Here is a 21,935-nt window from a genome sequence, read left to right on the forward strand (position 1 = left end):
GGACCTGTCTGGGCGCACCTTCCGGCGTCGCGGGCGGCAGGTCAGGGCTTGAGGAGTGCTTTGATGGCGCGACGTTCGTCCATGGCGCGGTAGCCCTCGGCGACCTGCTCCAGGGGCAGGGTGAGGTCGAAGACCTTGCCAGGGTCGATCCGGCCCGACAGGACGCGGTCGATCAGGTCAGGCAGATAGCGGCGTACGGGGGCAGGGCCGCCGCGCAATCCGACGTGGGAGAAGAACACTTCCTGCCCGTCGACGGCGACCTCGTGGGGGACGCCGACGAAGCCGACGCTTCCGCCGGGCCGCGCCGAGTGCAGGGCTTGCCGCAGGGCCTGGGCGGTGCCGACGCACTCCAGAACGGAGTCGGCGCCGATCCCGCCAGTGAGGTCCCTGATCCGGGCGATGCCGTCCTCACCTCGCTCGGTGACGATGTCGGTGGCACCGAACTGCCGGGCGAGGTTCTGCCGGGAGGTGTGCCGCGACATGACGATGATCCGCTCCGCGCCCATCTCCTTCGCCGCGATCACCCCGCACAGACCCACCGCGCCGTCCCCGACGACCACGGCGGTCGAGCCGGGCTCGACCTCGGCGGCGTCTGCCGCCCACCAGCCGGTGCCCATCACGTCGGACACGGCCAGCAGACCGGGCCACAACTGCTCGGCGGGCACCTCGTCGGTGGCCACCAGAGTTCCTTGGGCGTGGGGGATGCGCACGTACTCGGCTTGGCAGGTGCTCATGAACTCACGGTGCAGGCAGTTCGACTGGAAGCCGTTGCGGCAGTTCGCACAGGTGTTGTCGGAGGTGGCGAAGGAACCGACGACGAACTGGCCCGGTTCGACCGAGGTGACCTCGGCGCCGACCTCCTCGACGAAGCCGACGTACTCGTGTCCCATCGGGTGTGCCCCGCCGATCGGCTCCAGCCCGCGCCAGGGCCACAGGTCCGAACCGCAAACACAGGTGACAGCCGTGCGGATGACCGCGTCGGTCGGGTGGAGGATCTTCGGGTCGTCCAGGGTTTCGAAGCGGACATCGCCGGGGGCGTGGATCACTGCTCCGCGCATGAGAGTCCTTTCGGTGGTGACGCGAGCGCTGCCGCCGCAGTTCGCGACGTGCATCACCGGGGCGTGACTGAGCACAACGGTGCCGTCCACTTGAGACAGTGGGGAGAAAGGCTAGCGTTCGGGCGCCGACAAGATGCTGGTCTCGGAGGCTGCCCAGGAGGCGAGCAGCGACAGTGCCTGTGCGGTCGACGAGCCGGGTTCGGCGGTGTAGATCGTCATGATGAGATCCGGCTCGGCCCGCAGTTCCATGCTCTCGTACGCGAGGTCGAGGTCGCCGACCACGTGGTGGTGGAAGGTTTTCATGCCGGTGCCGTGAATGCGGACGTTGTGCGCGCCCCAGCGTCGGCGGAACTCTTCGCTGCGAGTGGACAGTTCACCGACGAGGTCGTGCAGGCCTTTCTCGTGCGGATCGACGCCCGCGGCCGTGCGCAGGTTCGCCACGAGCATGTCGGCGGCGAGGTTCCAGTTCGGGTAGAACCGGCGCGCGGCGGGGTCGAGGAAGGTGAACCGGCCGAAGTTCGGTACGCCGGCCGAGTCGGTGTAGACGTCGCTGTACATGGCCCGGCCGAGCAGGTTCGCGGCGAGCAGGTCCTGGCGCAGGTTCACCACGATCGCCGGTCCGGTGATGCTGTCCAGCGACCACTGCAGGCTGGGCCGGATCGTGCGCTGTTTCGGCTTGCGGGTGGGGCGCGACAGTGCGCCGCTGCCGTTGGCCTCCTGGGCCAGACGCAGCAGGTGGGCGCGTTCGGCGTCGTCCAGTCGCAAGGCGCGGGCGACTGCCTCCAGCACACCGGGTGAGACCCCGGCGAGCTGACCGCGCTCGAGCTTGGCGTAGTACTCCACGCTCATCCCGGCCAGCGCGGCCACCTCGGTGCGGCGCAGCCCGGGAACGCGGCGCTGCCCCGCGGTCGGCAGGCCGGCCTGCTCGGGCGTGACCTTGCCACGCCGCGAGGTGAGGAAGTCGCGCACTTCGGCTCGGTTGTTCACGTTCTCGACCGTACGACGCATCGCGCTGAACTGGGATGTACTGCCGGTACACCTATGGCTGGTGTCTTCTTGGTGCCGCGCGGTGCGGGTTTGCTCGAACACATGCCCGCATTGATCTCCGCGCCGGCGCCGCCGGCCGACAGTGGCGTGTCCGGTCTGGTGCGTCGCCGGGCGCGGCTCACCGCCGGCCTGGTCGTCTCCGTGATCTTCTTGACCGCGATCGCACCCCTGGCCACCGACATGTACGTGCCGGCGTTCCCTCGTGTCGCGGGTGACCTGTCGGCGACGGCGACGCAGGTGCAGCTGACTCTGACCACGTTCTTCGTCGGCATGGCCCTCGGACAGCTCATCGGCGGCCCGGTGTCCGATCAGCACGGCCGGCGGCGGCTGCTGATCGCCTCGATCGTCGTCATGACGGTCGCCTCGGTCGTGTGCGCTCTCACTCCCTCCCTCACGGTCATGATGGCGGGACGCTTCCTGCAGGGCTTCGCCGGCGGCTGGGCGATGGTTATCGGCCGGGCCGTCATCGTCGATCTCGCTCGTGGCGCCCGGCTGGTGCGCATCTTGAACGTCATCGCGGCCGTCGGCGGCATCGCGCCGATCGTCGGGCCGTTGCTCGGCGCGGTCATCCTGCAGCTGTCGCAGTGGCGAGTGTCGTTCTGGGCCGTCGCGGCCATGGGCGTGGCGATGATCCTCGCCGTGCTGGTGGCCGTGCCGGAGACGTTGCCGGTCGAGCGGCGGCACGGTGGCGGCCTGCGGGCGTTCGTGATCAACGGACGGCAGGTGTTGCGGCAGCGCCGTTACGTCGGTTACGTGCTGGTCAGCGGGTCAGCGATGGGTGCGGTGTTCGCCTACGTGGCGACGTCGGCGTTCGTGCTGCAATCGATGAACGGGATGTCCCCGGTCGCGTACTCGGCCGACTTCGCCGCCAACGCCGCCGGCATGACGATCGCCGCGCTGATCGCCGCCCGGCTCGCCGGACGTGTCGCGACACGCAAGGTCATCGCCGCCGGACAGATCGCCGCCCTGCTTGCCGGCGTGGCGATGCTCGCCGGTGCGCTGTGGTGGGACACCCCGCTGCTGCTTGCGATCGTCTGCTTCGCCGTGCTCATGACCGCGCAGGGCCTCATCGGCCCCAACGGCGGCGCACTCGCCGCCGCGGAGGTACCCGAGCACCCCGGCACCGGCTCGGCGGTTCTCGGCTTCGTCCAGTGGACCGCCGCCGGCGTCATCGCCCCGATCGCCGGGCTCGGCGGCGAACACACCGCGGTGCCGATGGCTCTGCTGATGATCACGTGCGTCGCGCTGTCCATGGTGGGCCTGCTCATTCTCGCCCGACCCGCGAAGACGTCCACCGGACCAATGGGTGCGGCCGCCTGAACAGCCACCGCCACACCACCGACCGTCGCACCCTTTCCCACCAATCGAATGTGAGGACCAGTTCATGGAACGTCGCAAAGCGCTAGGACTGTTCGCCGCGACCGCCGCCTCCTTCACGGTCGTGCCCTCGCTCGGTGCGGGGACCAGCGTCGCCGAAGACGTCACAGGACAGGGCAAGGGCGGCTACACCTTCGCACTGGACAAGAACGTCAAGCGGACATCGGTGCGGTTCAAGAACCGCTACGGCATCCAGGTCGCCGGGGACCTCTACGTGCCGAAGAACGCCAGGGGCAAGCTGCCCGCGCTGGTGGTCAGCGGGCCGTTCGGCGCGGTCAAAGAACAGTCCTCGGGCCTCTACGCCAACGAGTTCGCCCGCCGCGGCTACGTCGCCCTCGCCTTCGACCCCTCCTTCACCGGCGAGAGCGGCGGCACGGTCCGCGACGTGGCCTCACCCGACATCTACACCGAGGACTACAGCGCCGCCGTCGACTTCCTCGGCCTGCAGAAGATCGTCGACCGCAAGAGGATCGGCGCGCAGGCCATCTGCGGCTTGAGCGGTATGGCGCTCACCGCGGCGGCCGCCGACAGCCGCATCAAGGCGGTCGCCACGACCTCGATGTACGACATGTCGCGCAGCATGTCCCGTGGCCACCAGGACCACTACACGCGTGAACAGCGCCAGAAGGTCGTGGACCACCTCAGCCGGCAGCGCTGGATCGATGCCGAGAACGGCACCTACGCGCGGCTCTCCCACGAGGTCCCCTTCGACGAGAACGGCAACGTCGCCCCCTCGGACACCGTCCTGCCCAGGACTCTCCCGCCGGACGCCGATCCGATCACGAGGATCTTCTTCGACTACTACCGCACCGAGCGGGGCCATCACCCGCGCTCGATCAACTCGAACACCGCGTGGACCGCTACCACGCCGATGTCGTTCTTCGCCTTCCCGCTGATGACGAACATCGACATGTTGGCGCCCCGCAAGGCCCTTCTGGTGGCCGGTGCCGACGCGCACTCCCGCTACTACTCCGAGGACGTCCAGGCGAAGGCCCCCGGCACCGTCGACCTCGTGATCGTCCCCGGCGCGGACCACGTCGACCTGTACGACCGCAAGGACCTCATCCCCTTCGACAGGCTCGACGAGTTCTTCACCAAGAACCTCGCCTGACCGCATGCGCCTTCCCTCGACGCCGGCGCTCACCGACGACCAGCTGCGGGCTCTGGTCCGCCGGTGGATCGGGCCCGCCCTTCAGCAGCCGCCGCTCCGGTGGCGGCCATGTTCCTCAAGCACGGCAAGCCGTACATCGACAAGTACGCCGAGCAGGACTTCTTGACCCGCGGAACGCCGGCGCGGTCCGTGAGGCGCCGGACGACCACCGAACCGGCCTTCGCGGATCAGTCGGCGAGGCCGGGCAGGTGGTAGCCGGTGTGGTCGTCCCACTCGATCTCGTAGTCGTCGAGGGTGAAGGTCCAGTCCGCGTCCGGCACAGCGCTGCGCAGCGCGGTAACCGCAGCCAGCCAGTGCACCAGCGACGGGACCGCCCGGTCATCCGCGGTGGGCAGCTTGGTCGACCCGTCGAGCACCGTTCCCGGCCCCAGCCGGTCGTAGAGGTACAGGCCCTCTTCCTCCGAGCAGAACGGCGCGTTCGAGTTGTGGGTGTCGACGACCTGACTGACCGCCGTGAGTTCTGCGTTGGTGAGCGGGGTCGCGCGGCGAGCCGTGTAGTAGAGGGAAACGCCCATGCGGGCCATCCTAGCGGGCTCCACTCAGGACAGATCCGAAAGGACAGATTCGCGCGCACCCGCCCTGCCTGACCGTCTTTCAGGATCTGATCCGTGCACTCGGACTCATCCTGAGGCCATAAAATAAGATCAAGAAGTACTTCGAGCGAAACTGACGGAGCTATTCGGATGAGTGACCGGGTTTTCCTTCTCTGGCACGTACATCACGTTGCCGAAGATGAGAACGGGGCGGTCAGGCACTTCGAACCCGACGGCGAGTTCTCGGCTCACGAGGAGAAGGGTGACGACGTGAAACTGCTCGGCGTCTACTCCTCACGGGAGAACGCGTCGGCCCGTGCCGAGCGAGCCAAGGAGCTCGACGGGTTCCGCGACGAGCCGGAGTGCTTCTACATCGATGAGTGCACGCTGGACGAAGACAAGTGGACCACAGGGTTCCTCACGATCTGACGAACGGCGGAACCAGTTGACCGCGGTGGCGGGCAAGGGGGATCTCGTGTGGTTCCGCCGCTCGACCTGTCGGTCGCACCGCTTCCGAGGTCACCGTCGCACTCAGCTGTGCGAAGACCGGCCCCACAGCCGGCGTTCCGCTGCGCGGGGGTCGTCGATCGGTCCACCGTCCACGTCGAACTGCATGGTGGTGCGCTGGTCCACCGTGTAGGGCGGCCAGCCGGGATCCCCGGTGCGGGCGAAGCGGACCCAGCTGTCGTGGACCTGCCGCACGAGGGACGACGGCGGCTCGTCGTCGCCGAGCAGCCGATCAGGCCCGCGCAGGGAGGCGAGGCTGGTCTGCCCGAACACGAACGGGAGCTCGACCGTGTGCGTGGCGCCCAGTTCGCCGTCGAGCGCGGGCGAACGCCAGGCGAACTCGTAGGCGAACGTGCGTGCCTGGCCGGCGTGCGCCTCGGTCAGCGCCCAGGTGCCCGCGCCGAACAGGGCGTCACCCGTGACAGCCGAACGGATCTGCGCGTCGGTGGCGGTCGGCCGCTCTTCGCGGTAGGTCTTGACGAGCCGCACCGGATCGGGGTGTGCCCTGGCGGCCACGGCGTCGACGTCCGCACCGGTCGAGCCGGCGTACTTGCCGGTGGGCACCAGGTAGAGGTTGCCCTCCTCGGCGTTCGTGCCGATGAGCAGGTCGACACCGGTGCCGCGTCCGTCGCGGATCGCGTCCGCCGGTTGCGTGCCGAGGACGAGGCTGAACGGGCTCAGCCCGAGCAGCGGGTCGGTGTGCGTCTCGGTGTGCAGATCGATGCCCGCGAGCCGCGACGCCGCCTCGACCAGCCGGTCGTCGGAGATCTCCGCGAATGCTCCCGCGTTCGCCTCGACACCGAGGAACTCGGCGGCGGCGCGGGTGACGAGGGACGCCTGCTCGGGGGAGAAAGCGCCCAGGCCGCTTCCACTTTGGACGATCGCGCGCCGGAACAGCCCGCCGGCCTCGGGTGTCGCCAGGACGCCGCCGACGATGGTGGCCCCTGCGGACTGCCCGGACAGCGTGACGTTGCCGGGGTCGCCGCCGAACGCCGCGCTGTTGTCCCGCACCCAGCGCAGGGCCGCGACCACGTCGAGCAGGCCGCGGTTGGCCGGTGCGCCGGGGAGGTCGAGGAATCCCGCGATGCCGAGGCGGTAGTTCACGGTGACGAGCACGACGCCGTCGCGAGCGAACGCCGTCCCGTCGTACAGCTCGGCGCGGCCCGAGCCCGCCACGAAGCCGCCGCCGTGCACGAACACCATGACGGGCAGGCCGGTGGCGGTGGGATCCGGGGTCCAGACGTTCACGGTGAGGTAGTCCTCGCCGCGGTGCCAGCCTTCACCGAAGTAGGCGCGCATGTCCATCGTGCCCAGCACGCGCGGCGACTGCGGGGAGGTGGGCCCGAACGCGGTCGCGTCGCGCACTTCCTGCCACGGCTCGTGCTCCGCGGGCGGTGCGAACCGGGCGGCACCGGTGGGGGAGGCGGCGTACGGGATGTCGCGGAAAGCGGTTACCCCGTCAAGGGTTTGCCCGCGCACGGCACCTCGGGTGGTGACGACGTCCATCCGCCTCACCTCTGCCCGTACGGGGTGAGGGGCGCCCAGTCCTTGATGGTGAAGCTGCCCGCGTCACGGGCGACCTCCACCGCGCCGCCGCCGGGGAAGTGCGCGGGGAAGACGAGGGTGCCGGTGTCCGCGGCCTCGCCCAGGATCCTGCGGCGGGTGGCGCGGGCCTCGGCGGGGTCCTCGCAGAAGCAGCTGTTGGCGTCCGGCTCGAAGATCTGCACCGGGGAGTGCATCAGGTCGCCCACGAACACCGCGCGGTCGGTGCCGGAGGCGAGGGTCAGGACGCTGGAACCGGGGGTGTGGCCGGGTGCCGGTTCCAGGCGCAGGTTGGCGTCGATCTGGTGGCTGCTCTCCCAGAGGAACGTCAGACCCGCCTCGTGCACGGGAGCGACGCTGTCCTCGAAGACGTTCTGGTTGCCGCGGTCGAGCACCGTCCTCCTGGCGTTCGCGGGGTTCCAGAAGTCGAAGTCGTCCCTGGGCATCAGGTAGGTGGCGTTGGGGAAGGTCGGCACCCATGCGCGGTCCTCGAGGCGGGTGTTCCAGCCGACGTGGTCGACGTGCAGGTGGGAGTTGACGACGACGTCCACGTCCTCGGGGCGGACACCGGCGCGAGCCAGGTTGCCGAGGAAGTCCGTGTCGAGGTGGCTCCAGACCGGCGAGTACGGGCGTTCCTTGTGGTTGCCGACGCCGGTGTCGACGAGGATGGTCTTGCCCTCGCTGCGCAGCAGCCAGGTCTGGATCGCGGCGCGCACGGTGCCGGTGGCGCTGTCGAGGAAGTCCGGCACCAGCCACGGCGCCTGCTCCTCCCAGACCTGGGGAGAGGTCTCGGGGAGGAAGACCTCCGGCGTCATCTCCACCGTGCCGCAGTACTCCCACACACGGGTGACGGAGACGTCACCCAGTTCGATCGTGTCCGTGGTCATGCGGTCAATGCTGGGAACCCCGGCCGTGGACAACCAGACCCGCTCCTGGCTACCACTGGCGTGGTCAGGCTCGGCGCGGGCATCGTGCGGATACTGGTCCCATGAGCGGAAAGGGACAGCTCGCCGAGTACCTCCAGGCCTGCCGGGCACGGCTGCGGCCGGACCAGGTCGGACTGCCGGACTACGGCGAGCGGCGCAGGGTCCCCGGCCTGCGCCGGGAGGAGGTCGCCGGTCTGGCCGGCGTCAGCGCCTCCTACTACGTCCGGCTCGAACAGGGACAGGCGCAGCACGCCTCGCAGGAGGTCGTGTCGGCGCTCGCCCACGCGTTGCAGCTCAACGCCGACGAACACGCGCACCTGCTCGAACTGGCCAGGCCTCGCCGTCAGCGGCCCACGCCGAAGCCACCGGCCGAACGGGTCTCGCCGGAGACCGCCGAACTGCTCGCGACGCTCGCCCACGTCCCGGCGATCCTGCTCGGCAGGCGCGGCGACGTGCTGGCGTGGAACCCGCTGGGCCACGCCTTCTTCGCCGGGCACCTGGACCATCTCAGTCCACAACGACCGGCGGATCGTCCGAACATGCCGAAGCTGGTCTTCCTCGACGCGCACACCCGCGCCCTCTATCCGAACTGGACGGTCAAGGCCCGTGCGGTGGTCGGCAACCTCCGCGTCACCGCAGGCAAGTACCCGGACGACCGGGAGTTGAACGCGCTGATCGGCGAACTGGCCGCGAGGAGCTGCGAGTTCGCGACGATGTGGGCCGACCACCGGGTGCGCGTCTGCAACAGCACCGTGTACCAGATGCACCACCCCGTTGCAGGAGAGCTCGTGGTGAACCAGCAGACGCTCCGCGTCCCGCAGGCCCCTGACCAGACCCTGACCGTCGTCACGGCGCCACCGGACTCGGCCGCCCAGGGCGCGCTCACCCTGCTCGCCCAGGCAGTGGCCATGGGACACGACCGACCGGCTCAGGCGAGGCACTTCCAGCTGTGAGGATCGGCGACGGCGGTCGTCCTGGCGAAGACCGCCTGCTCGTGCGGGTTCTGGCGCTGGCACGCGTCGTCCTGTGGGGTGTCAGAACTCCGCAGTCACACGCCGCTGTCCTTCCGCGACGCGCGAAAGGACGTCCGGGCCAGGGGACCGCGGCGACGTCAGGACAACTGGACGGAGGTGGTGCTCGACCATGAGACCGGGGTCAACGCCCTCGTTTTTCCCGTGCACGAGGCTGAATACCTGACCGGGTACGAGATCGTCGTCGACGACGGCGACCTGCAACCCGGAGCCGGCCTCGCGCTGTACGGCGGCGACATGACCCGAGCAGGGCAGACGTGAAGGGGCCGGAGCGGCTCGCTGCCCGCTGCTCGGACCGGTCAGCCGACCGTGAGGCTCGACGTGGGGGAGGAGTCCAACTGGAATGCCGAACCCGCGTACTTCCGCGTGTCGTTGCGGTACCGGCCGGGCGTGCGCCCGAACACGCGGGTGAAGGCGCGGGTGAACGCAGGCACCGATCCGTAGCCGACGGCCTCGGCGATGGTGTCGAGTGAGTCGTGGCTGTCGCGCAGCTGAACGGCGGCCAGTTCCATGCGCCAGTTCGCGAGATAGGCCGCGGGGGTGTGTCCCGTGGCGGCGGGGAAGCGGCGGGCGAGGGTTGCCCGGGAGACGGCGATGGCCTTCGCGAGCGACGAGGTCGTCCAGGGAACGGCCGGATTCGCGTGCAGGTGGTGCAGTGCCTTGCCGATCACGGGGTCGTAGAGGGCGCCGAGCCAGGTGCCGAAGCACTCGGGTGGGTTGGCCGCGAGCCATGCGCGGAGCATCTGCACGAGCATGATGTCGATGAGGCTCTTCAGCACGGCCGAGGTGGCGAGCTGGGGTTCGGCGAGCTCGCGGGCGAGCATGCGCACCGCGTCGGCCAGACCTGGGGTTCCCGTTTCCGCGCGCACGTGCACGAGACCGGGCAACAGGGCCAGGACCTGGGTGAGTGCCGCCGGATCGCAGTCGTAGTGGATGGTCACGACTCGCGTGGTCGCGGGCTGTGCCCCGAGGCTGATCACTTCTCCGGTGCCGCGTCCGCGTGCGATCACGTGCTCGCAGCGGCCGTGCGCGGTGTCTGCCGCGGGGTCGTTGGTGAGGATGTGCGGGGTGTCGCCGGGCAACAGGACCACGTCGCCGGCGACCAGTTCCACCGGCTCGTGGTCTGGGACGGCGAGCCAGGCGCTTCCCGCGGTCACGGCGTGCAGGGCCGTGCCCGGGTAGTCCTCGAGCGCGATCGCCCACCGGCCGCCTGCCTCGACGCGTGTGCTCAACACTCCTTTGACGCCGGACATGGCCAGGGCGTCCGCCAAGGGGTCCACGATTCGACGCTAGCACCGAACCCACGGCGATGAGGCAGACGATCAGCAATTCGAGACTAGAAGTCATGGTGTGTCTCAGTCATCGCTACATACGGTTGTTGGGACGAAGCCGATCGGGTTGACGAGAAGGAGCTACCGTGGACTACAGCAGCTGGGCGGGTCTTGAGATCACCGTGACCGATGGGGTGGCCGTCGTGTCGCTCGACCACCCTCCGCTGAACCTGATGGACGGCGTGTTGCTGCCGTCGTTGCGTGGGTTCGTGCACCAGGTGCGCACCGACGCGGAGGTGCGCGTGATCGTGTTCCAGAGCGCCGACCCGGAGTTCTTCAGCGCTCACGGTGACATGGCCTACCTCACCGACCCGGAGGCGCTGCCCGCCGCGACTCGCGCCGCCGTCGAGGCCGCGCCGGGTGCCGTGATCCCGGAGGGGATGAACGTGCTGCAGGCCTTGGGTGTCGAGGTCCGCGACCTGCCCCAGATCACCATCGGCAAGATCGCCGGCTTCGCCCGCGGCGCCGGCAACGAGTTCCTGTTGTCCCTCGACCTGCGGTTCGCCGCGATCGGCAAGTCTGGTCAGGCCCAGCCTGAGTCCTCCCTGGCGATCCTCGCCGGCGGCGGTGGCACGGTGCACCTGGCCCGGTTGCTCGGCCCGGCGCGGGCCTTGGAACTGCTCGTCGGTGGCCAGTTGGTCGGAGCTGAAGTGGCGGAGCGCTATGGTCTGGTGAACCGGGCGCTGCCCGCCGACGAGATCGACTCGTTCGTCGACGACCTGGCCCGCCGGATGGCGAGGGTGCGTCCCGAGGTCGTCGCCGCGATCAAGGCGACGGTTCGTGCAGCGGTCCCGCCGCCCTCGACCGACCCCTACGTGGTCGAGAACGGCTTTCTGTACTCGCTCTTCACCGAGGACATGGTCGCGGGTGCGCACGAGCAGCTTGCCGCCGGTGTGCAGACCCGCGAGGGCGAGCGGGACCTCGAGGCACTGCTCGACCGACTCTCGGTGCGAGCCGGCGAGTAGCTCGCGGTGGTGGACGCCTGTGGGGTGTCAGAACTCCGCACTCATACGCTGAGCTGCGGTGATCAGGTTCTGTCGTCCTGCAGGCATGATCGTGGGCGGGCGCTGCGACTGCTGTGCCTTCGGCGAGCTCCTCCCGCCGCACGCCGCGGGTCCGCCGCTCACCCTGCGGCAACCCGATCGCGGCCGGGTCCGTGTTCTCACAGCCGGCGCACCTGCGCGCCGAGATCCTGCAAGGCCATGGTGCAAGTGTCCTCTGCGGAGGGCGGCCTCTCAATGCCGGTATTTCCGCGATTCGTCCAAATGTACGGACAATCCTGGAGTCGTGGAATATTCGGACCGGGCGCTGGAGCAGCACTCGTTTACGCCGGATGACCGCGTTGACGCACCCGGCGGCTGATGGCACTCTTGCAATGGTAAATAAAGCGCCGGACAATTTCTGGGATGCGCTGAAATCCCCTTTCTGGCTGCTTGAAAAATCCACGTGTGTGTCCATTTGGCTGCCCAAAGGTGCACGTCTCGCACGTCCTGCGGGCAGTCGTCGAGAGGTGGGGAAATGGCGAACACAGTGCGAATCCGTACCACGCGGGCCGCTTTGCGAAGATCGTTCTTCGCGGTCGTGACGGTGCTGGTCACCATGGTCGCGACCTCGTTGCCCGCGCTGGCGACGATCGCCGACAAACGCAACGATTACACCGGCGACGGAATCAGCGACATCGTCGCCGTCCAGGCCACCAGCGGCTGCCTGTACCGCTGGTCGGGCACGGGCGGCGGCGGTGTCGGCGCCGGCACCCAGCTCGGTTGCGGCTGGGAGCCCTACACGGCCTCGCTCGCGAGCCCCGGTGACCTCAACGGGGACGGGGCCGGCGACCTGGTGGCCGTCAACTCGGGCACCGGGTGCCTGTTCCGCTGGCTCGGCAACGGCAGCGGCAGCTTCGGTGCCGGCGCCCAGGTCGGCTGCGGCTGGGGCCCCTACGCGTCGACGCTCGTCGGCGCCGGTGACCTCAACAACGACGGCAGCGGTGATCTCGTGGCGACCAACGTGAACACGGGCTGCCTGTTCCGCTGGCTCGGATCCGGGGGCGGCGGCTTCGGGGCGGGCGTCCAGGTCGGCTGCGGCTGGAACCCGTACGCCACCACCCTGACCGGGGTCGGCGACCTCAACGGTGACGGCAACGCGGACCTCGTCGCCGTGAGCAACAGCACCGACTGCCTGTTCCGCTGGTCGGGCACGGGCAACGGTGGCCTCGGAGCCGGCACTGAGCTCGGCTGCGGCTGGGGTCCGTACGCCTTCACGGGTTCGTTGAGCGGCATGGGCGCGCTAAACGGTGACAGCGCGGGTGATCTCGTGGCGATCAATCTCACCACGGGCTGCCTGTTCCGCTGGTTCGGCAACGGCAGCGGCGGTCTGGGCGCGGGCGCTCAGGTCGGCTGCGGCTGGTCGCCGTACTTCCTGTCCGCCTGACGGATGCCGGTAGAGCGGCGGTCGGCCCAGGTGAGCCCCCGGCCGACCGCCGCCTAATGGGTGCGGGTCAGGCGACGCCGCGAACAAGTCCTTCGAGCTCCCGCTCGCTCTGCACGGTCTGCGCACCTGCCTTGAGCGCGTCGCTCATGAGCCTTCGGGCAGCGGGACCGGGACCAGTGACGCCCACGCGTCGTTCTCCGCGATGAGCCCGGCCCCGAAGTCCTTCGCCGGCGAGGACCAGTTCCAGGGCGCGGTTGCGGCCCACGCGGTCCAGCAGGTACTGGGTGTCGCCGCCACCGGGGGTGATGCCCATGAGCGCCGCGACCTGCCCGAGGCCCGCGGTCTCCTTGGCGGCGAATGCGAGGTCGGCCGCGGCGACGAGCTCCGCGCCCCCGCCGCGCGCCTTGCCGGCCAGCAGGTGGCCCCCGCCTCGCTCTCGCCGACGAGGACGTCGCCCAGGACCGCTTCCCTGCTCTGACCCGTCACTACGACCTCGTGCTCGCCCACCGTTTCGACCACGGTCCACAATGGCTGGATTCGGTGATCGCCATCACGCTGCTGCACGAGCCTCTCGACGTGGCCCTGCCGATCGGCACCCGCTGACCGCGAAGCCACGGCTGTCGCCGCAGGACGTCGCGGACCAACCGTGGATCACCGTCAAGGACGGGTTTCCCCTCATGGCGATCATCGACGCGATCGCCAGCGTCGCTGGCCGCTGGCTCGACATCGCCCACCGCATCAACGACTTCACGGTGAATGCCGAAGCGGTGGCCGTCGGCGCGGGCATCGGGTTGATGTCGCGCTGGACCGCCCGTGCCCATCCGGACGTCGTGCTCAGGCCGTTGAGCGGAGTCCAGGCGCACCGCGACATCGACGTGCTGCACCGGCCGGAACGGACGGCGCGCAAGGCCGTTCAGACGGTGCTGGCCGAGCTGCGCCGCATCGGTCGCGGGACATCACCAACGGCAGCACTACGGCCGGCACACACGCGGTGATGCCGGTGTCGAGGTACACCGCGCCAGCGTGCGCCGAGGTTGGCCAGGACACCGAGCACCAGTCCGGCGGGAAGCGCGTAGATCGCGTGATCATGATCGCCGGATCGTCCTGGTGCGACATCGGGAGATCGGCCGACCTCAGGTGCTGGAAGTGGTCCTCACGGCCGACCGTGCTCAGCGTGCCGGTGACGACCGCGGCACCGCCGAGCCGGGGTCGACGCCGGAGAACGCCAGCCCGATGACGAATCCGGCGACCTCCTCGAGCTGCCGGGCGCGGCTCAGCCCTCCGAGCACCGCCGGCCGTGCGCCCACGTCGCGGACCAGGCCGGAGGTGATCCGCAGCGCGTCCTCGTGGTCACCGGCCAGCACCACCGTCACCGGCTCGCGGCCCTCATCCCACTGGTCGGCGGCGAACAGGTGGAACGCCTTGACCACCTGGGCGCCCGGCGCCCGGTCGGCGACGTGTTCGGCCGCCGACCGGCCGTCCGGGACAAGTAGCTCGCCGACGCCGTGCGCGACGGCGTTGGTGGGGTCGATCAACGGCGTGCCGGCCAGTGCTCCGTCGGCCGCACCGGCGGCGCCCAGGGCGTCCGGCAGTCCCTGCCAGGACACGGCGAGCAGCACCGCGTCCCGCCCGGTGACCGCCTCGGCCGGGGAGACGGCTGGCGTCGCTCCCATCCGCGTGGCCGCGGCCGCTGTCTTGTCCGGTGAACGACCGCCCACCAGCACTTCGTGCCCGGCACGGCACCACGCCGCGCCCAACGCGACGGCCATCATGCCGGTGCCCAGGATTCCGATTCGCATGAGGTTCAACGTTAGGAAGCCGACGCACACCGATCGGTAGGGAACGGACCCGCGAGAATGGCACCGTGAACGACGAGCTGCTCGTGGACTGCCGGCTGCGCGCGGCCACAGAACTGTTGTCCCACACCTGGGACCGGTCGTGCTCGCCGGACCACGGCGCCGTTCCGAGCTGCTCGACGCAGTGGGCGGTCTCAGCGACAAGGTGCTGACCGAGACCCTGCGCCGGCTGCTCGCCCACGGCCTGGTCGAGCGCCGCAGCCACCCGGCAGCGCCGCCCCGCGTCGAGTACCGGCTGAGCGCACTGGGGGAGAGCCTCGTCGAAGGCCCGCTGCGCGAGCTGGGCCGGTGGATCGCCGAGCACGGCGACGAGCTGCTGGAGGCGCAGGACCGGGGTGGAGCCTGCTCCACCTGACCTCGGCAGTCTGCGGTATCGGCGGAGCCGGCGAACGCACCTAGTTTCATTGCCATGAACACGGAAACGAACTCCTCGCCCGTCCGCAACCGCGCCCTCCTGGCGATGCTCCTGGTCGGCAGCCTCGCCGCCAACGTGACCGCTCAGGCGTTCGGCCTGAGCCTCTTCATCAGCGCCGCGTTCGGGCTGATCGCCCTCGCCAGCGGTGTCACGCTCTTCTCCAGCTACCGCAGGAACCGCGGAGACGCGCGGAACTGAAGCGGCCACCTGGTGGTGGCCGAAAGCGCAGGTCGGCAAGACCCATCCCGGCGCGACGTCCCCGCTCGGCATGGTGTCCGCCTGCGCCTACTCCGGTGCCTACCCGACCGGATACGGCCTCTACATGAAGAACACCGAGGGGCAGCCGGAGGAACTGTTCGACCAGCTGCAGGCGGCGGGCCTGCCGCTCAAGCCGCTGGATCGGATCACGCCCTGCAGCGAGGGCATCACCGTGGAGCGCCCGGAGCCGGTAGGCGACTACCGAGTACCCGACGGCCGATACCTGGCCGGGCTGACGGGACGCCTGGTCGAACTGCTCGCCGAACCGGTCCCGACCACGTGCATCTCGATGTACCTGGCTCCCCTCTACGAACGGGTTGGCGTTGCGCCCGACTCAGGCTCCGTGACCATCGGTGAGGTTCAGCGACTCAGGATCTTGCGTACCTTGTCGCGGGCGCGCGGGGAGAGCCGGCGTTTCGCGACCAGGTCTCGCAGAGCCTGCTTCCCGCGTTCCTCGTTGAGTTCCACAGCCTTCTCGCCCGCCTCGGTGAGAACGTCGTCGTGATCCTGATCGCCAGCGATGTGGAGCAATGCCTGGAGAGCGTGCTTGTCAGGTAGCAGGCAGGCGGCTCTCACCCGGATTTGACCGCCCCGACGGGTCTTGACGATCTTGTTGATCACCTCGGCGCCGAGCTTCCTGTCGATGTCGAGAAGTGCGGTGATGGCCCTCAGCCGCGGGTCGACCGGCCCCGCTCGCAACGCCTGTTGGCGTAACACGGTCTTTCCCGGCGCGCCTGCCTCCAGCGCGAGGCTCAGTTGGAAGGCGTGGTCTGCGGTGAACTTGCTCGCCAGGCGCGCCATCAGCTGTTCGCCTATGTCCTGGTTCATTCCGACGACCTTGCGTGCGGCCGTGCGAGCAGCTTCCTTGTCTGTGGTGGTGGCCGCGATGTGCTGGTAGAGCTCGAGGGTCTTGGTCTTGTCGAAGATGCCGAGTTCGACGGTGCGGATGCGGAACCGCGCCGGCCTTCGAGTGTCCCGTGCGATCTCCTCGAGAGCCGCCCCAGCGGCTGAGGGTGCGAATGCATGTGCCTCGGAGAGCAGCGTCAGCTGGCTGGGATCCGTCGACCTGTAGCTCTTCGCGATGTCGACGAGCAACCGGCCACCGATGCGCCTGTCGACCTTGGCGACCCCGCGGGCTGCCTTGATCCGACGATCGCGGTCCTTCTTCGAGTTCGCAGCGAAGTCGCGTAGCGAGGTGATGGGTCCGCCCTGCTCGACGATGCTGAGCGCGGCCTTGAGCTGTGTCTCCTCGTCCTCCACCTCGCGCGACAGCCGGGCGAGGTCCGAGAACCGGCGGGTCGGCACGAGCTCGCCGATCAGGTGCACCGCGGCCAACCGCACCGGACCGGCGATCTTGTGCCCCGTCGGCCAGGCGACGTCGTCCGCGATGCGCAGCGCGACCTCCGCGTCCACGTCGCGGATCGCCTTGGCGATCTGCACCGGCGTCGACTCGGAACTCGTGGTGCTCGCGAACTGCTCGGCCGTGGGGATCGCCCTCGCGGGGTTGGCGTCGACCAACGCGGCCAGCAGCCTCAGACGTGCCGCGTCGGAGATGTTGCTGCCACTACCGACCTTGACCGCCCAGAGTTCGGTGTCACCGGTGAGCTTTGCCGCCTCCGCCTGCAGATCGCCCATGTCCGAAGCGTCCGCGAGACCGCGCAACGCGTGGTCACCGAGTGCTTCGTCGCGCTTCCGGATCGTCTGGGCTACTTCGAGCCGCTCGTGCGGATCACCGGACAGCGTCTCCGCCAACACGCTGAGCACCTGCTCCGCGCGAGCGGGATCGTGCTTGGCCAACTCGTCCACGGCGTCGAGCCGACGCAACGAGGAGCCTGTCCGGAGCCGGCCCAGCCGTTCCAGCGCGTCGACGGTCTGCACGGGCTCGAGCATGCGCAACGTGCTGACCGTCGCCCGCCAGGCGTCGATCTCCCGTCCGGGCTGGGTGAGGTGTTCGTGCAGGATCTCGACCGTCTTCACCCGGAGGTCGTCCGCGCTCACCAATCTCCGGTGCAAGAGCTCGGCGACGAAGTGCACGTTGGGATCGCAGTGCTTCCGGCTCAGCAACGCGTTGAGCCTTTTGCGCATCGCGGTCTCGGCGTAGCGCCACCACAACGCCACCCGGTAGAGCTGCGTCTCGCTGTCCGGCCACGGCCACGTGGTGAGGGGACGGAGAAACTTGCGCAGCGGCCGCCACAGGCTCGGACCGCGTGGATTCTCCCGGACGACGTGACAGGCGGCGAGGTAGTCAGCGACGCCGTCAGGCATGAACTGGGTCACGCCGCCGCGGTTGGCGACGACACCATTTTCCACCAGCAACTGATGGAGCGGGGCGCCCTGGCCGGACTCGTCGAGCAGATTGGCGGCCGCTGCTTTCGCCAGTGCGTCGGCGAAGTCAAGCTCAAGCCCGCGGAAAGCGACCTCCTCGAGGAACGGACGCGCCTTGCCATTGACGAGCGGCGATGCCTCCACCGCCGCGACGTGCCGCATCACTGCCGCTTCGAGCGACTCGATCTGCCCGGGCCCTGTGCGAGGTGGCTCGTCGGCTGTCGTCACACGGAAACATGCTAGGGCCATCCAACGATTCGATACTGGACAACAACATGACATTCCCGGCCACGCAGTTCGACTGGGGCGCAAGGAATTCCTGCGATTGGACGATTGCGGCGAGCTGGCTCGTGGCTCTGTGAACGATCCGACCAGTTTGTCACGCCCAGTGCTGCGGCCCGGTCCCGCGATGTGATCTCAGTGCCGTTGTGGTTCCGGAAAAGTCAGCTCCGCTGTTCGGCGACAAACCCGGAACCATGCGGCAACGGCAGCCGGTGGACCCGCAGGTAGTCGCCGAGTACGCGCCGTACGTCGACAACAGCCAGCTTCAGGTCCTGCAGCGACATGTCGGGCAACGGACCGCCGTCGTAGGAGACCACCCGCCACATCTGCCCCTCGAGCCGGTACAGCGTCCATCTGTCCATGTGGGACAGCTGTCGAGCGCACCTGACAGATCGCCCCGAACGGTCCGGGGCTGGCCGGTGCCGTCCAGTCAGGGCGGTGGGTCCACGTGTGACGTCGGGACGACCGCGCGCTGAAAGCAGTGGCGGACGGACGGCTCGCCCTGACCGAGGCACTGGCCTCCTACGAGCGCGACGAGCTGACCACCTATGGCTTCTCCGTGGTCAGGGAAGCCGCTCGGATCGGGGAACAGCGAATGGCTCAGAACCCCCTGCCCGAGTAGTCCGCACTGACGGCAGTCATGCGATCAAGGTGCGTTCGTACGTGCTGCGCGGTGCGCATCGCCGGTCATTATCCCTTGCTGCCGAACCATTTCGAGCGTCTGCACGACGAACTGCCAACGGCCGACACCGAGTTGTCGCAGCCCTGGCCCGTGGTCGTGTGCGACCGTCACCACGGCCCCGGCGAACAGCAGCCACCAGAACGCCCGGCTGGGCCAGGAGACCTGACCCAGCCGGGCCTGGTGGAACGGAACGTGCCGCTCCTCGTCGTGCAGGATTCGATCCACGACCTCGGCGGTGAGCGGGTCACGACTGCCGCCGCGCAACGCCCGGTAGTACCGCAGCGCCACGGTTTCCGCTATGAGCAGCACCATCAGCTCCAGCCGGAGTCCCAGCGCACGACGTAGCCGCACGAACACCGCGTCCGTCCAATGTGAACTGATCGTCGGCTGGCCGGCAGCCCGCAGCAGATGTTCCAGCCCCGGCGGCGTTCACGAGCAGACCACTCGCGAACGTTGGAACAAGATTCACGATTTGCTCGGCCAAGGGGTCGGTCTGCTCGCCTGCTCCCGCCGTCTCGGCGTTGCCTTGAACACAGTCAAACGCTACGCCCGCATGCCCGAACCTCAGTCCCTGCGCATCACCCCGACCTACCGTCCGACCCTGGTCGACCCCTACCGTGATCATCTGCGTGCCCGCCGCGCGGCCGACCCCGCGGTTCCTGTCACCCAGCTGCTCGCGGAGATTCGGGAATTGGGCTACACCGGCAGTGCCAACCTTCTGGTCCGCTACCTCAACCAGGGCCGCGCCGAAGGCGACCGCCCCATCACGACCTCCCGTCACGCCAGCCGCCTCCTGCTCACCAAACCCGGGAACCTGCACCCGAAGGACACGACCCTGCTGGAGACAATCGCCGCAGCCTGCCTAGAAATGACCGCACTCGCCAGCCTGGTACGCGGCTTCGCCGCGCTGCTGACGCCGACTGCGGGTAACGACGTGAAACTCACCGAGTGGATCGCGGAGGCTCGCACAGTCGATCTGCCGCATCTACGCAGTCTCACCAACGGTCTCGAGATCGACCGGTCCGCTGTGGACGGTGTCGTCACCTTGCCCTACCACAACGGCTGCACCGAAGGCGTCAACACCCGCACCAAGAGGATCATGAGACAGATGCACGGACGCGCCGGATTCAACCTTCTCCGCCACCGCATCCTTCTGCCCTGACCGCCACTCCGTGTCACCACCGACTACGAGCCAGAGCCAAACGAGCGGTGTAACTCGGGTTGAAGGAACCTACTTGCGTCCGGCGGCCAAGTCGAACCTCGCCGGATCGCGACTTCACGCGGATTGGCGGCGAGGCCGGCTGTAGCCGAGATCGCTCGTTCACAGCATCGACGCACTGCCGGTGGCGCCTTGCCTGACTCGAGGGTCCCCTGTGGCGAGGGGCTTTCGCCCCTGCCCAGACCGCCGGGCGCGGTCGAGCGTGGAGAGTGAGACGTCCTTTCGACACGACGGGAGATAGGTCCGGTGAGAGGGATCGTGCGCGGTCTGCATGAGTTGCGGGACCGGTACTACCGGTGGATGTACCGGGGCAAGCGCCCGAACTGGTGGGCACGCTGGCAGAACCGGCTGTCCGCGAGCCAGTTCTCGAAGGGCTGGTTCCTGCGTGAGCGTGTGGCGGCGCTGGAGGTGCGTGGCAGGCGCACGGGCCGGATCATCTCGTTCCCGGTGGCTATCGCGGATTATGCGGGTGAGCGATACCTCGTGGCGATGCTCGGCGAGAACGTGAACTGGGTGCGCAACCTCCGCGCGGCGAAGGGCCGCGCGGTGCTACGGCATGGCCGCGTCGAGTCCGTGCGCCTCGAAGAGGTAGCCCCTGGCGCACGGGCGCCCATCCTGCGCCGCTATTTGGAGATCGCGCCAGGTGCCCGCCCGCACGTGCCGGTGGACCGGCGGGCTCCGCTGGCAGAGTTCGAGCGGATCGCCCCGCGTTTCCCGGTCTTCCAGGTGTGCTCGGGCCTAGGGAACGCTTCACCCCCAGGCGCTCTGAACGACGGTGCCGGCACGGATCACACGACCTGACCGGACGGCACGTCTGCAGAGCACAACCCAGGGGATGGCCTCTCGCGGCCGGTCCAGGTGCCTCATGGCACCGGTAGGGGAGCCCGGTCTCGTGCTGGGAAGGTGGAGGCTCGGCCGCCGTGCGTCGCGACCGTCACCCTCGACCAGCCGCCGCTGAACCTCATGGACGGCGTCCTGTTGCCACCGCTGCGCGGCCTCGTCAACCGAGTGCGGCACGACGCCGATGTGCGGGTCGTCGTGTTCGACAGCGCCGATCCGGAATTCTTCAGCGTCCACGGCGACATGCGTTACCTCACCGACCCGGAGGCGCTGCCTGCGGCCCCAGGGCGCCGGTAACGAGTTCCTGATGTCCCTCGACATGCGGTTCGCCGCGATCGGCCGGTCCGGCCCAGGCGCAGCCCGAAGCCGTGATGGCGATCCTTCCTGGGGGCGGCGGAACGGTCAACATGGCCCGCCTGCTCGGCCGGGAACGCGCGCTGGAGCTGATCCTGGGCGGCGAACTGGTCGGCGCCGACCTGGCTGAACGCTACGGCCTGGTCAACCGCGCATTCCCCGCTGACGAGGTCGACGCCTTCGTCGACAGGCTGGCGCGCCGGATCGCCCGCCTGCGCCCCGAGGTCGTCGCCGCCATCAAGGCCACTGTCGAGACGGTCACCCCGAAGATTTCCCACCAGGCGTACGCCGCGGAGAATGCCGCGTTGTTCTCGCTGTTCACCGAGGACATGGTCGAGCCGGCCTGCAAGCAGCTGGCCGCGGGCGTGCAGACACGGGAGGGCGAGCGCGAGCTGGAGCGCATCCTCGACAGCCTCTGAGCGGTCGCGCGTCCTCGTCGGAGCAAGGATTCTCACCGTCCAACAACGACGGTGAGACCGTCCCGGCTGAGACAACGCGTCCAGCAGGGGATGAATGTCTCAGTGTGCCTCTGTTCCAGCATCCTGCTCGGTGCTTTCACACATATCCAGATCTTGCAGTGTGATGGCGTCGTGTCCGCCGAGTGCCGCGGATCGACCCGAAAGGGCTCGCCCGTCACGGCCGCGAGGTCACGCTTTGTGATCGGGTGGCCCTTGACGAGTAGTCGTGGTAATCCTAGATTCATTGCCAGCTGACAACGACTGTCCACAACGGAATACGCGCCCCAACCTGCGCT

The 21,935-nt window shown here is 68.9% G+C and carries 25 protein-coding genes and 1 pseudogene; 15 read left to right on the top strand and 11 right to left on the bottom strand.

Annotated features, from left to right (window positions below):
• Positions 1-41 precede the first annotated feature (41 nt).
• Positions 42-1,058, bottom strand: a complete 1,017-nt coding sequence (locus ACIRG5_RS25600; RefSeq protein ID WP_402908977.1) for a zinc-dependent alcohol dehydrogenase family protein — start codon at positions 1,056-1,058, stop codon at positions 42-44.
• 111 nt (positions 1,059-1,169) lie between these two features.
• Positions 1,170-2,045, bottom strand: coding sequence for a helix-turn-helix transcriptional regulator (locus ACIRG5_RS25605; protein WP_402908757.1), 876 nt, complete (start codon positions 2,043-2,045; stop codon positions 1,170-1,172).
• A gap of 102 nt (positions 2,046-2,147) precedes the next feature.
• Between ACIRG5_RS25605 and ACIRG5_RS25610 the strand changes: the two genes are divergently transcribed.
• On the top strand, positions 2,148-3,425 hold the full coding sequence (locus ACIRG5_RS25610; RefSeq protein WP_402908759.1) for a multidrug effflux MFS transporter: 1,278 nt from the start codon (positions 2,148-2,150) through the stop codon (positions 3,423-3,425).
• Between the two features lie 64 nt (positions 3,426-3,489).
• Complete coding sequence (locus tag ACIRG5_RS25615) at positions 3,490-4,593, top strand: alpha/beta hydrolase (RefSeq protein WP_402908761.1); 1,104 nt, start codon at positions 3,490-3,492, stop codon at positions 4,591-4,593.
• A gap of 227 nt (positions 4,594-4,820) precedes the next feature.
• On the opposite strand, the gene ACIRG5_RS25620 is transcribed toward ACIRG5_RS25615, so the two are convergent.
• Positions 4,821-5,168, bottom strand: coding sequence for a hypothetical protein (locus ACIRG5_RS25620; RefSeq protein WP_402908763.1), 348 nt, complete (start codon positions 5,166-5,168; stop codon positions 4,821-4,823).
• 168 nt (positions 5,169-5,336) lie between these two features.
• Between ACIRG5_RS25620 and ACIRG5_RS25625 the strand changes: the two genes are divergently transcribed.
• On the top strand, positions 5,337-5,615 hold the full coding sequence (locus tag ACIRG5_RS25625) for a hypothetical protein (protein ID WP_402908765.1): 279 nt from the start codon (positions 5,337-5,339) through the stop codon (positions 5,613-5,615).
• Between the two features lie 102 nt (positions 5,616-5,717).
• Here the strand turns inward: ACIRG5_RS25625 and ACIRG5_RS25630 are convergent, their stop codons facing one another.
• Both ACIRG5_RS25630 and ACIRG5_RS25635 read right to left on the bottom strand, forming a co-directional pair.
• Positions 5,718-7,199 (bottom strand): carboxylesterase/lipase family protein, encoded by a 1,482-nt coding sequence (locus ACIRG5_RS25630; protein ID WP_402908766.1) that lies wholly within the window; start codon positions 7,197-7,199, stop codon positions 5,718-5,720.
• Between the two features lie 5 nt (positions 7,200-7,204).
• Positions 7,205-8,122 carry an MBL fold metallo-hydrolase gene (locus ACIRG5_RS25635; protein WP_402908768.1) on the bottom strand — a complete coding sequence of 306 codons (918 nt, stop codon included), beginning with the start codon at positions 8,120-8,122 and terminating at the stop codon, positions 7,205-7,207.
• Positions 8,123-8,223: 101 nt separating this feature from the next.
• Between ACIRG5_RS25635 and ACIRG5_RS25640 the strand changes: the two genes are divergently transcribed.
• Both ACIRG5_RS25640 and ACIRG5_RS25645 read left to right on the top strand, forming a co-directional pair.
• The gene (locus ACIRG5_RS25640; RefSeq protein ID WP_402908770.1) at positions 8,224-9,114 is read left to right on the top strand and encodes a helix-turn-helix domain-containing protein; all 891 of its coding nucleotides are present in this window, start codon (positions 8,224-8,226) and stop codon (positions 9,112-9,114) included.
• Between the two features lie 180 nt (positions 9,115-9,294).
• A complete protein-coding gene (locus ACIRG5_RS25645) occupies positions 9,295-9,453 on the top strand; it encodes a hypothetical protein (protein WP_402908772.1) in 159 nt (52 codons plus the stop codon).
• A gap of 38 nt (positions 9,454-9,491) precedes the next feature.
• On the opposite strand, the gene ACIRG5_RS25650 is transcribed toward ACIRG5_RS25645, so the two are convergent.
• Complete coding sequence (locus tag ACIRG5_RS25650; RefSeq protein ID WP_402908774.1) at positions 9,492-10,472, bottom strand: cupin domain-containing protein; 981 nt, start codon at positions 10,470-10,472, stop codon at positions 9,492-9,494.
• A 137-nt stretch (positions 10,473-10,609) separates the two neighbouring features.
• Here ACIRG5_RS25650 and ACIRG5_RS25655 point away from each other — a divergent pair, with 137 nt between their 5' ends.
• Positions 10,610-11,488, top strand: coding sequence for an enoyl-CoA hydratase/isomerase family protein (locus tag ACIRG5_RS25655; RefSeq protein WP_402908776.1), 879 nt, complete (start codon positions 10,610-10,612; stop codon positions 11,486-11,488).
• Between the two features lie 553 nt (positions 11,489-12,041).
• Positions 12,042-12,950 (top strand): FG-GAP repeat domain-containing protein, encoded by a 909-nt coding sequence (locus tag ACIRG5_RS25660; protein ID WP_402908778.1) that lies wholly within the window; start codon positions 12,042-12,044, stop codon positions 12,948-12,950.
• A gap of 67 nt (positions 12,951-13,017) precedes the next feature.
• Here the strand turns inward: ACIRG5_RS25660 and ACIRG5_RS25665 are convergent, their stop codons facing one another.
• Complete coding sequence (locus tag ACIRG5_RS25665; RefSeq protein ID WP_402908780.1) at positions 13,018-13,476, bottom strand: enoyl-CoA hydratase-related protein; 459 nt, start codon at positions 13,474-13,476, stop codon at positions 13,018-13,020.
• Positions 13,477-13,567: 91 nt separating this feature from the next.
• On the opposite strand from ACIRG5_RS25665, the gene ACIRG5_RS25670 reads away from it, so the two are divergent.
• Entirely contained in the window at positions 13,568-13,945 is a 378-nt protein-coding gene (locus ACIRG5_RS25670) for a LysR family transcriptional regulator substrate-binding protein (protein WP_402908979.1), read from the top strand.
• A 174-nt stretch (positions 13,946-14,119) separates the two neighbouring features.
• Here the strand turns inward: ACIRG5_RS25670 and ACIRG5_RS25675 are convergent, their stop codons facing one another.
• Positions 14,120-14,749, bottom strand: a complete 630-nt coding sequence (locus tag ACIRG5_RS25675; RefSeq protein WP_402908782.1) for an NADPH-dependent F420 reductase — start codon at positions 14,747-14,749, stop codon at positions 14,120-14,122.
• A 139-nt stretch (positions 14,750-14,888) separates the two neighbouring features.
• On the opposite strand from ACIRG5_RS25675, the gene ACIRG5_RS25680 reads away from it, so the two are divergent.
• Positions 14,889-15,161: a winged helix-turn-helix transcriptional regulator gene (locus tag ACIRG5_RS25680; protein ID WP_402908784.1), complete on the top strand. Its 273-nt coding sequence runs from the start codon at positions 14,889-14,891 to the stop codon at positions 15,159-15,161.
• A gap of 54 nt (positions 15,162-15,215) precedes the next feature.
• Positions 15,216-15,419, top strand: a complete 204-nt coding sequence (locus tag ACIRG5_RS25685; RefSeq protein ID WP_402908786.1) for a hypothetical protein — start codon at positions 15,216-15,218, stop codon at positions 15,417-15,419.
• A gap of 420 nt (positions 15,420-15,839) precedes the next feature.
• Here ACIRG5_RS25685 and ACIRG5_RS25690 read toward each other — a convergent pair whose 3' ends face one another.
• A complete protein-coding gene (locus ACIRG5_RS25690; protein ID WP_402908788.1) occupies positions 15,840-18,032 on the bottom strand; it encodes a hypothetical protein in 2,193 nt (730 codons plus the stop codon).
• A gap of 215 nt (positions 18,033-18,247) precedes the next feature.
• The gene (locus ACIRG5_RS25695) at positions 18,248-18,448 is read right to left on the bottom strand and encodes a hypothetical protein (RefSeq protein WP_402908790.1); all 201 of its coding nucleotides are present in this window, start codon (positions 18,446-18,448) and stop codon (positions 18,248-18,250) included.
• A 119-nt stretch (positions 18,449-18,567) separates the two neighbouring features.
• Between ACIRG5_RS25695 and ACIRG5_RS25700 the strand changes: the two genes are divergently transcribed.
• A complete protein-coding gene (locus ACIRG5_RS25700) occupies positions 18,568-18,708 on the top strand; it encodes a hypothetical protein (protein ID WP_402908792.1) in 141 nt (46 codons plus the stop codon).
• A gap of 24 nt (positions 18,709-18,732) precedes the next feature.
• Here the strand turns inward: ACIRG5_RS25700 and ACIRG5_RS25705 are convergent, their stop codons facing one another.
• Positions 18,733-19,080, bottom strand: coding sequence for a ferritin-like domain-containing protein (locus ACIRG5_RS25705; protein WP_402908794.1), 348 nt, complete (start codon positions 19,078-19,080; stop codon positions 18,733-18,735).
• Between the two features lie 103 nt (positions 19,081-19,183).
• Between ACIRG5_RS25705 and ACIRG5_RS25710 the strand changes: the two are divergent.
• The 4 genes and pseudogenes from ACIRG5_RS25710 to ACIRG5_RS25725 form a co-directional block, all read left to right on the top strand.
• Positions 19,184-19,930, top strand: a pseudogene (locus ACIRG5_RS25710) (transposase); the annotation flags it as partial.
• A gap of 315 nt (positions 19,931-20,245) precedes the next feature.
• Positions 20,246-20,788, top strand: a complete 543-nt coding sequence (locus ACIRG5_RS25715; RefSeq protein ID WP_402908796.1) for a nitroreductase family deazaflavin-dependent oxidoreductase — start codon at positions 20,246-20,248, stop codon at positions 20,786-20,788.
• 102 nt (positions 20,789-20,890) lie between these two features.
• Positions 20,891-21,124 (top strand): hypothetical protein, encoded by a 234-nt coding sequence (locus tag ACIRG5_RS25720; RefSeq protein WP_402908798.1) that lies wholly within the window; start codon positions 20,891-20,893, stop codon positions 21,122-21,124.
• Positions 21,125-21,234: 110 nt separating this feature from the next.
• Positions 21,235-21,600, top strand: a complete 366-nt coding sequence (locus ACIRG5_RS25725; RefSeq protein ID WP_402908800.1) for an enoyl-CoA hydratase/isomerase family protein — start codon at positions 21,235-21,237, stop codon at positions 21,598-21,600.
• The last annotated feature ends 335 nt before the right edge of the window (positions 21,601-21,935 follow it).

Origin of the sequence: Lentzea sp. NPDC102401, assembly GCF_044765805.1 — a bacterium.
In the GTDB taxonomy this organism is placed as follows: domain Bacteria; phylum Actinomycetota; class Actinomycetes; order Mycobacteriales; family Pseudonocardiaceae; genus Lentzea; species Lentzea sokolovensis.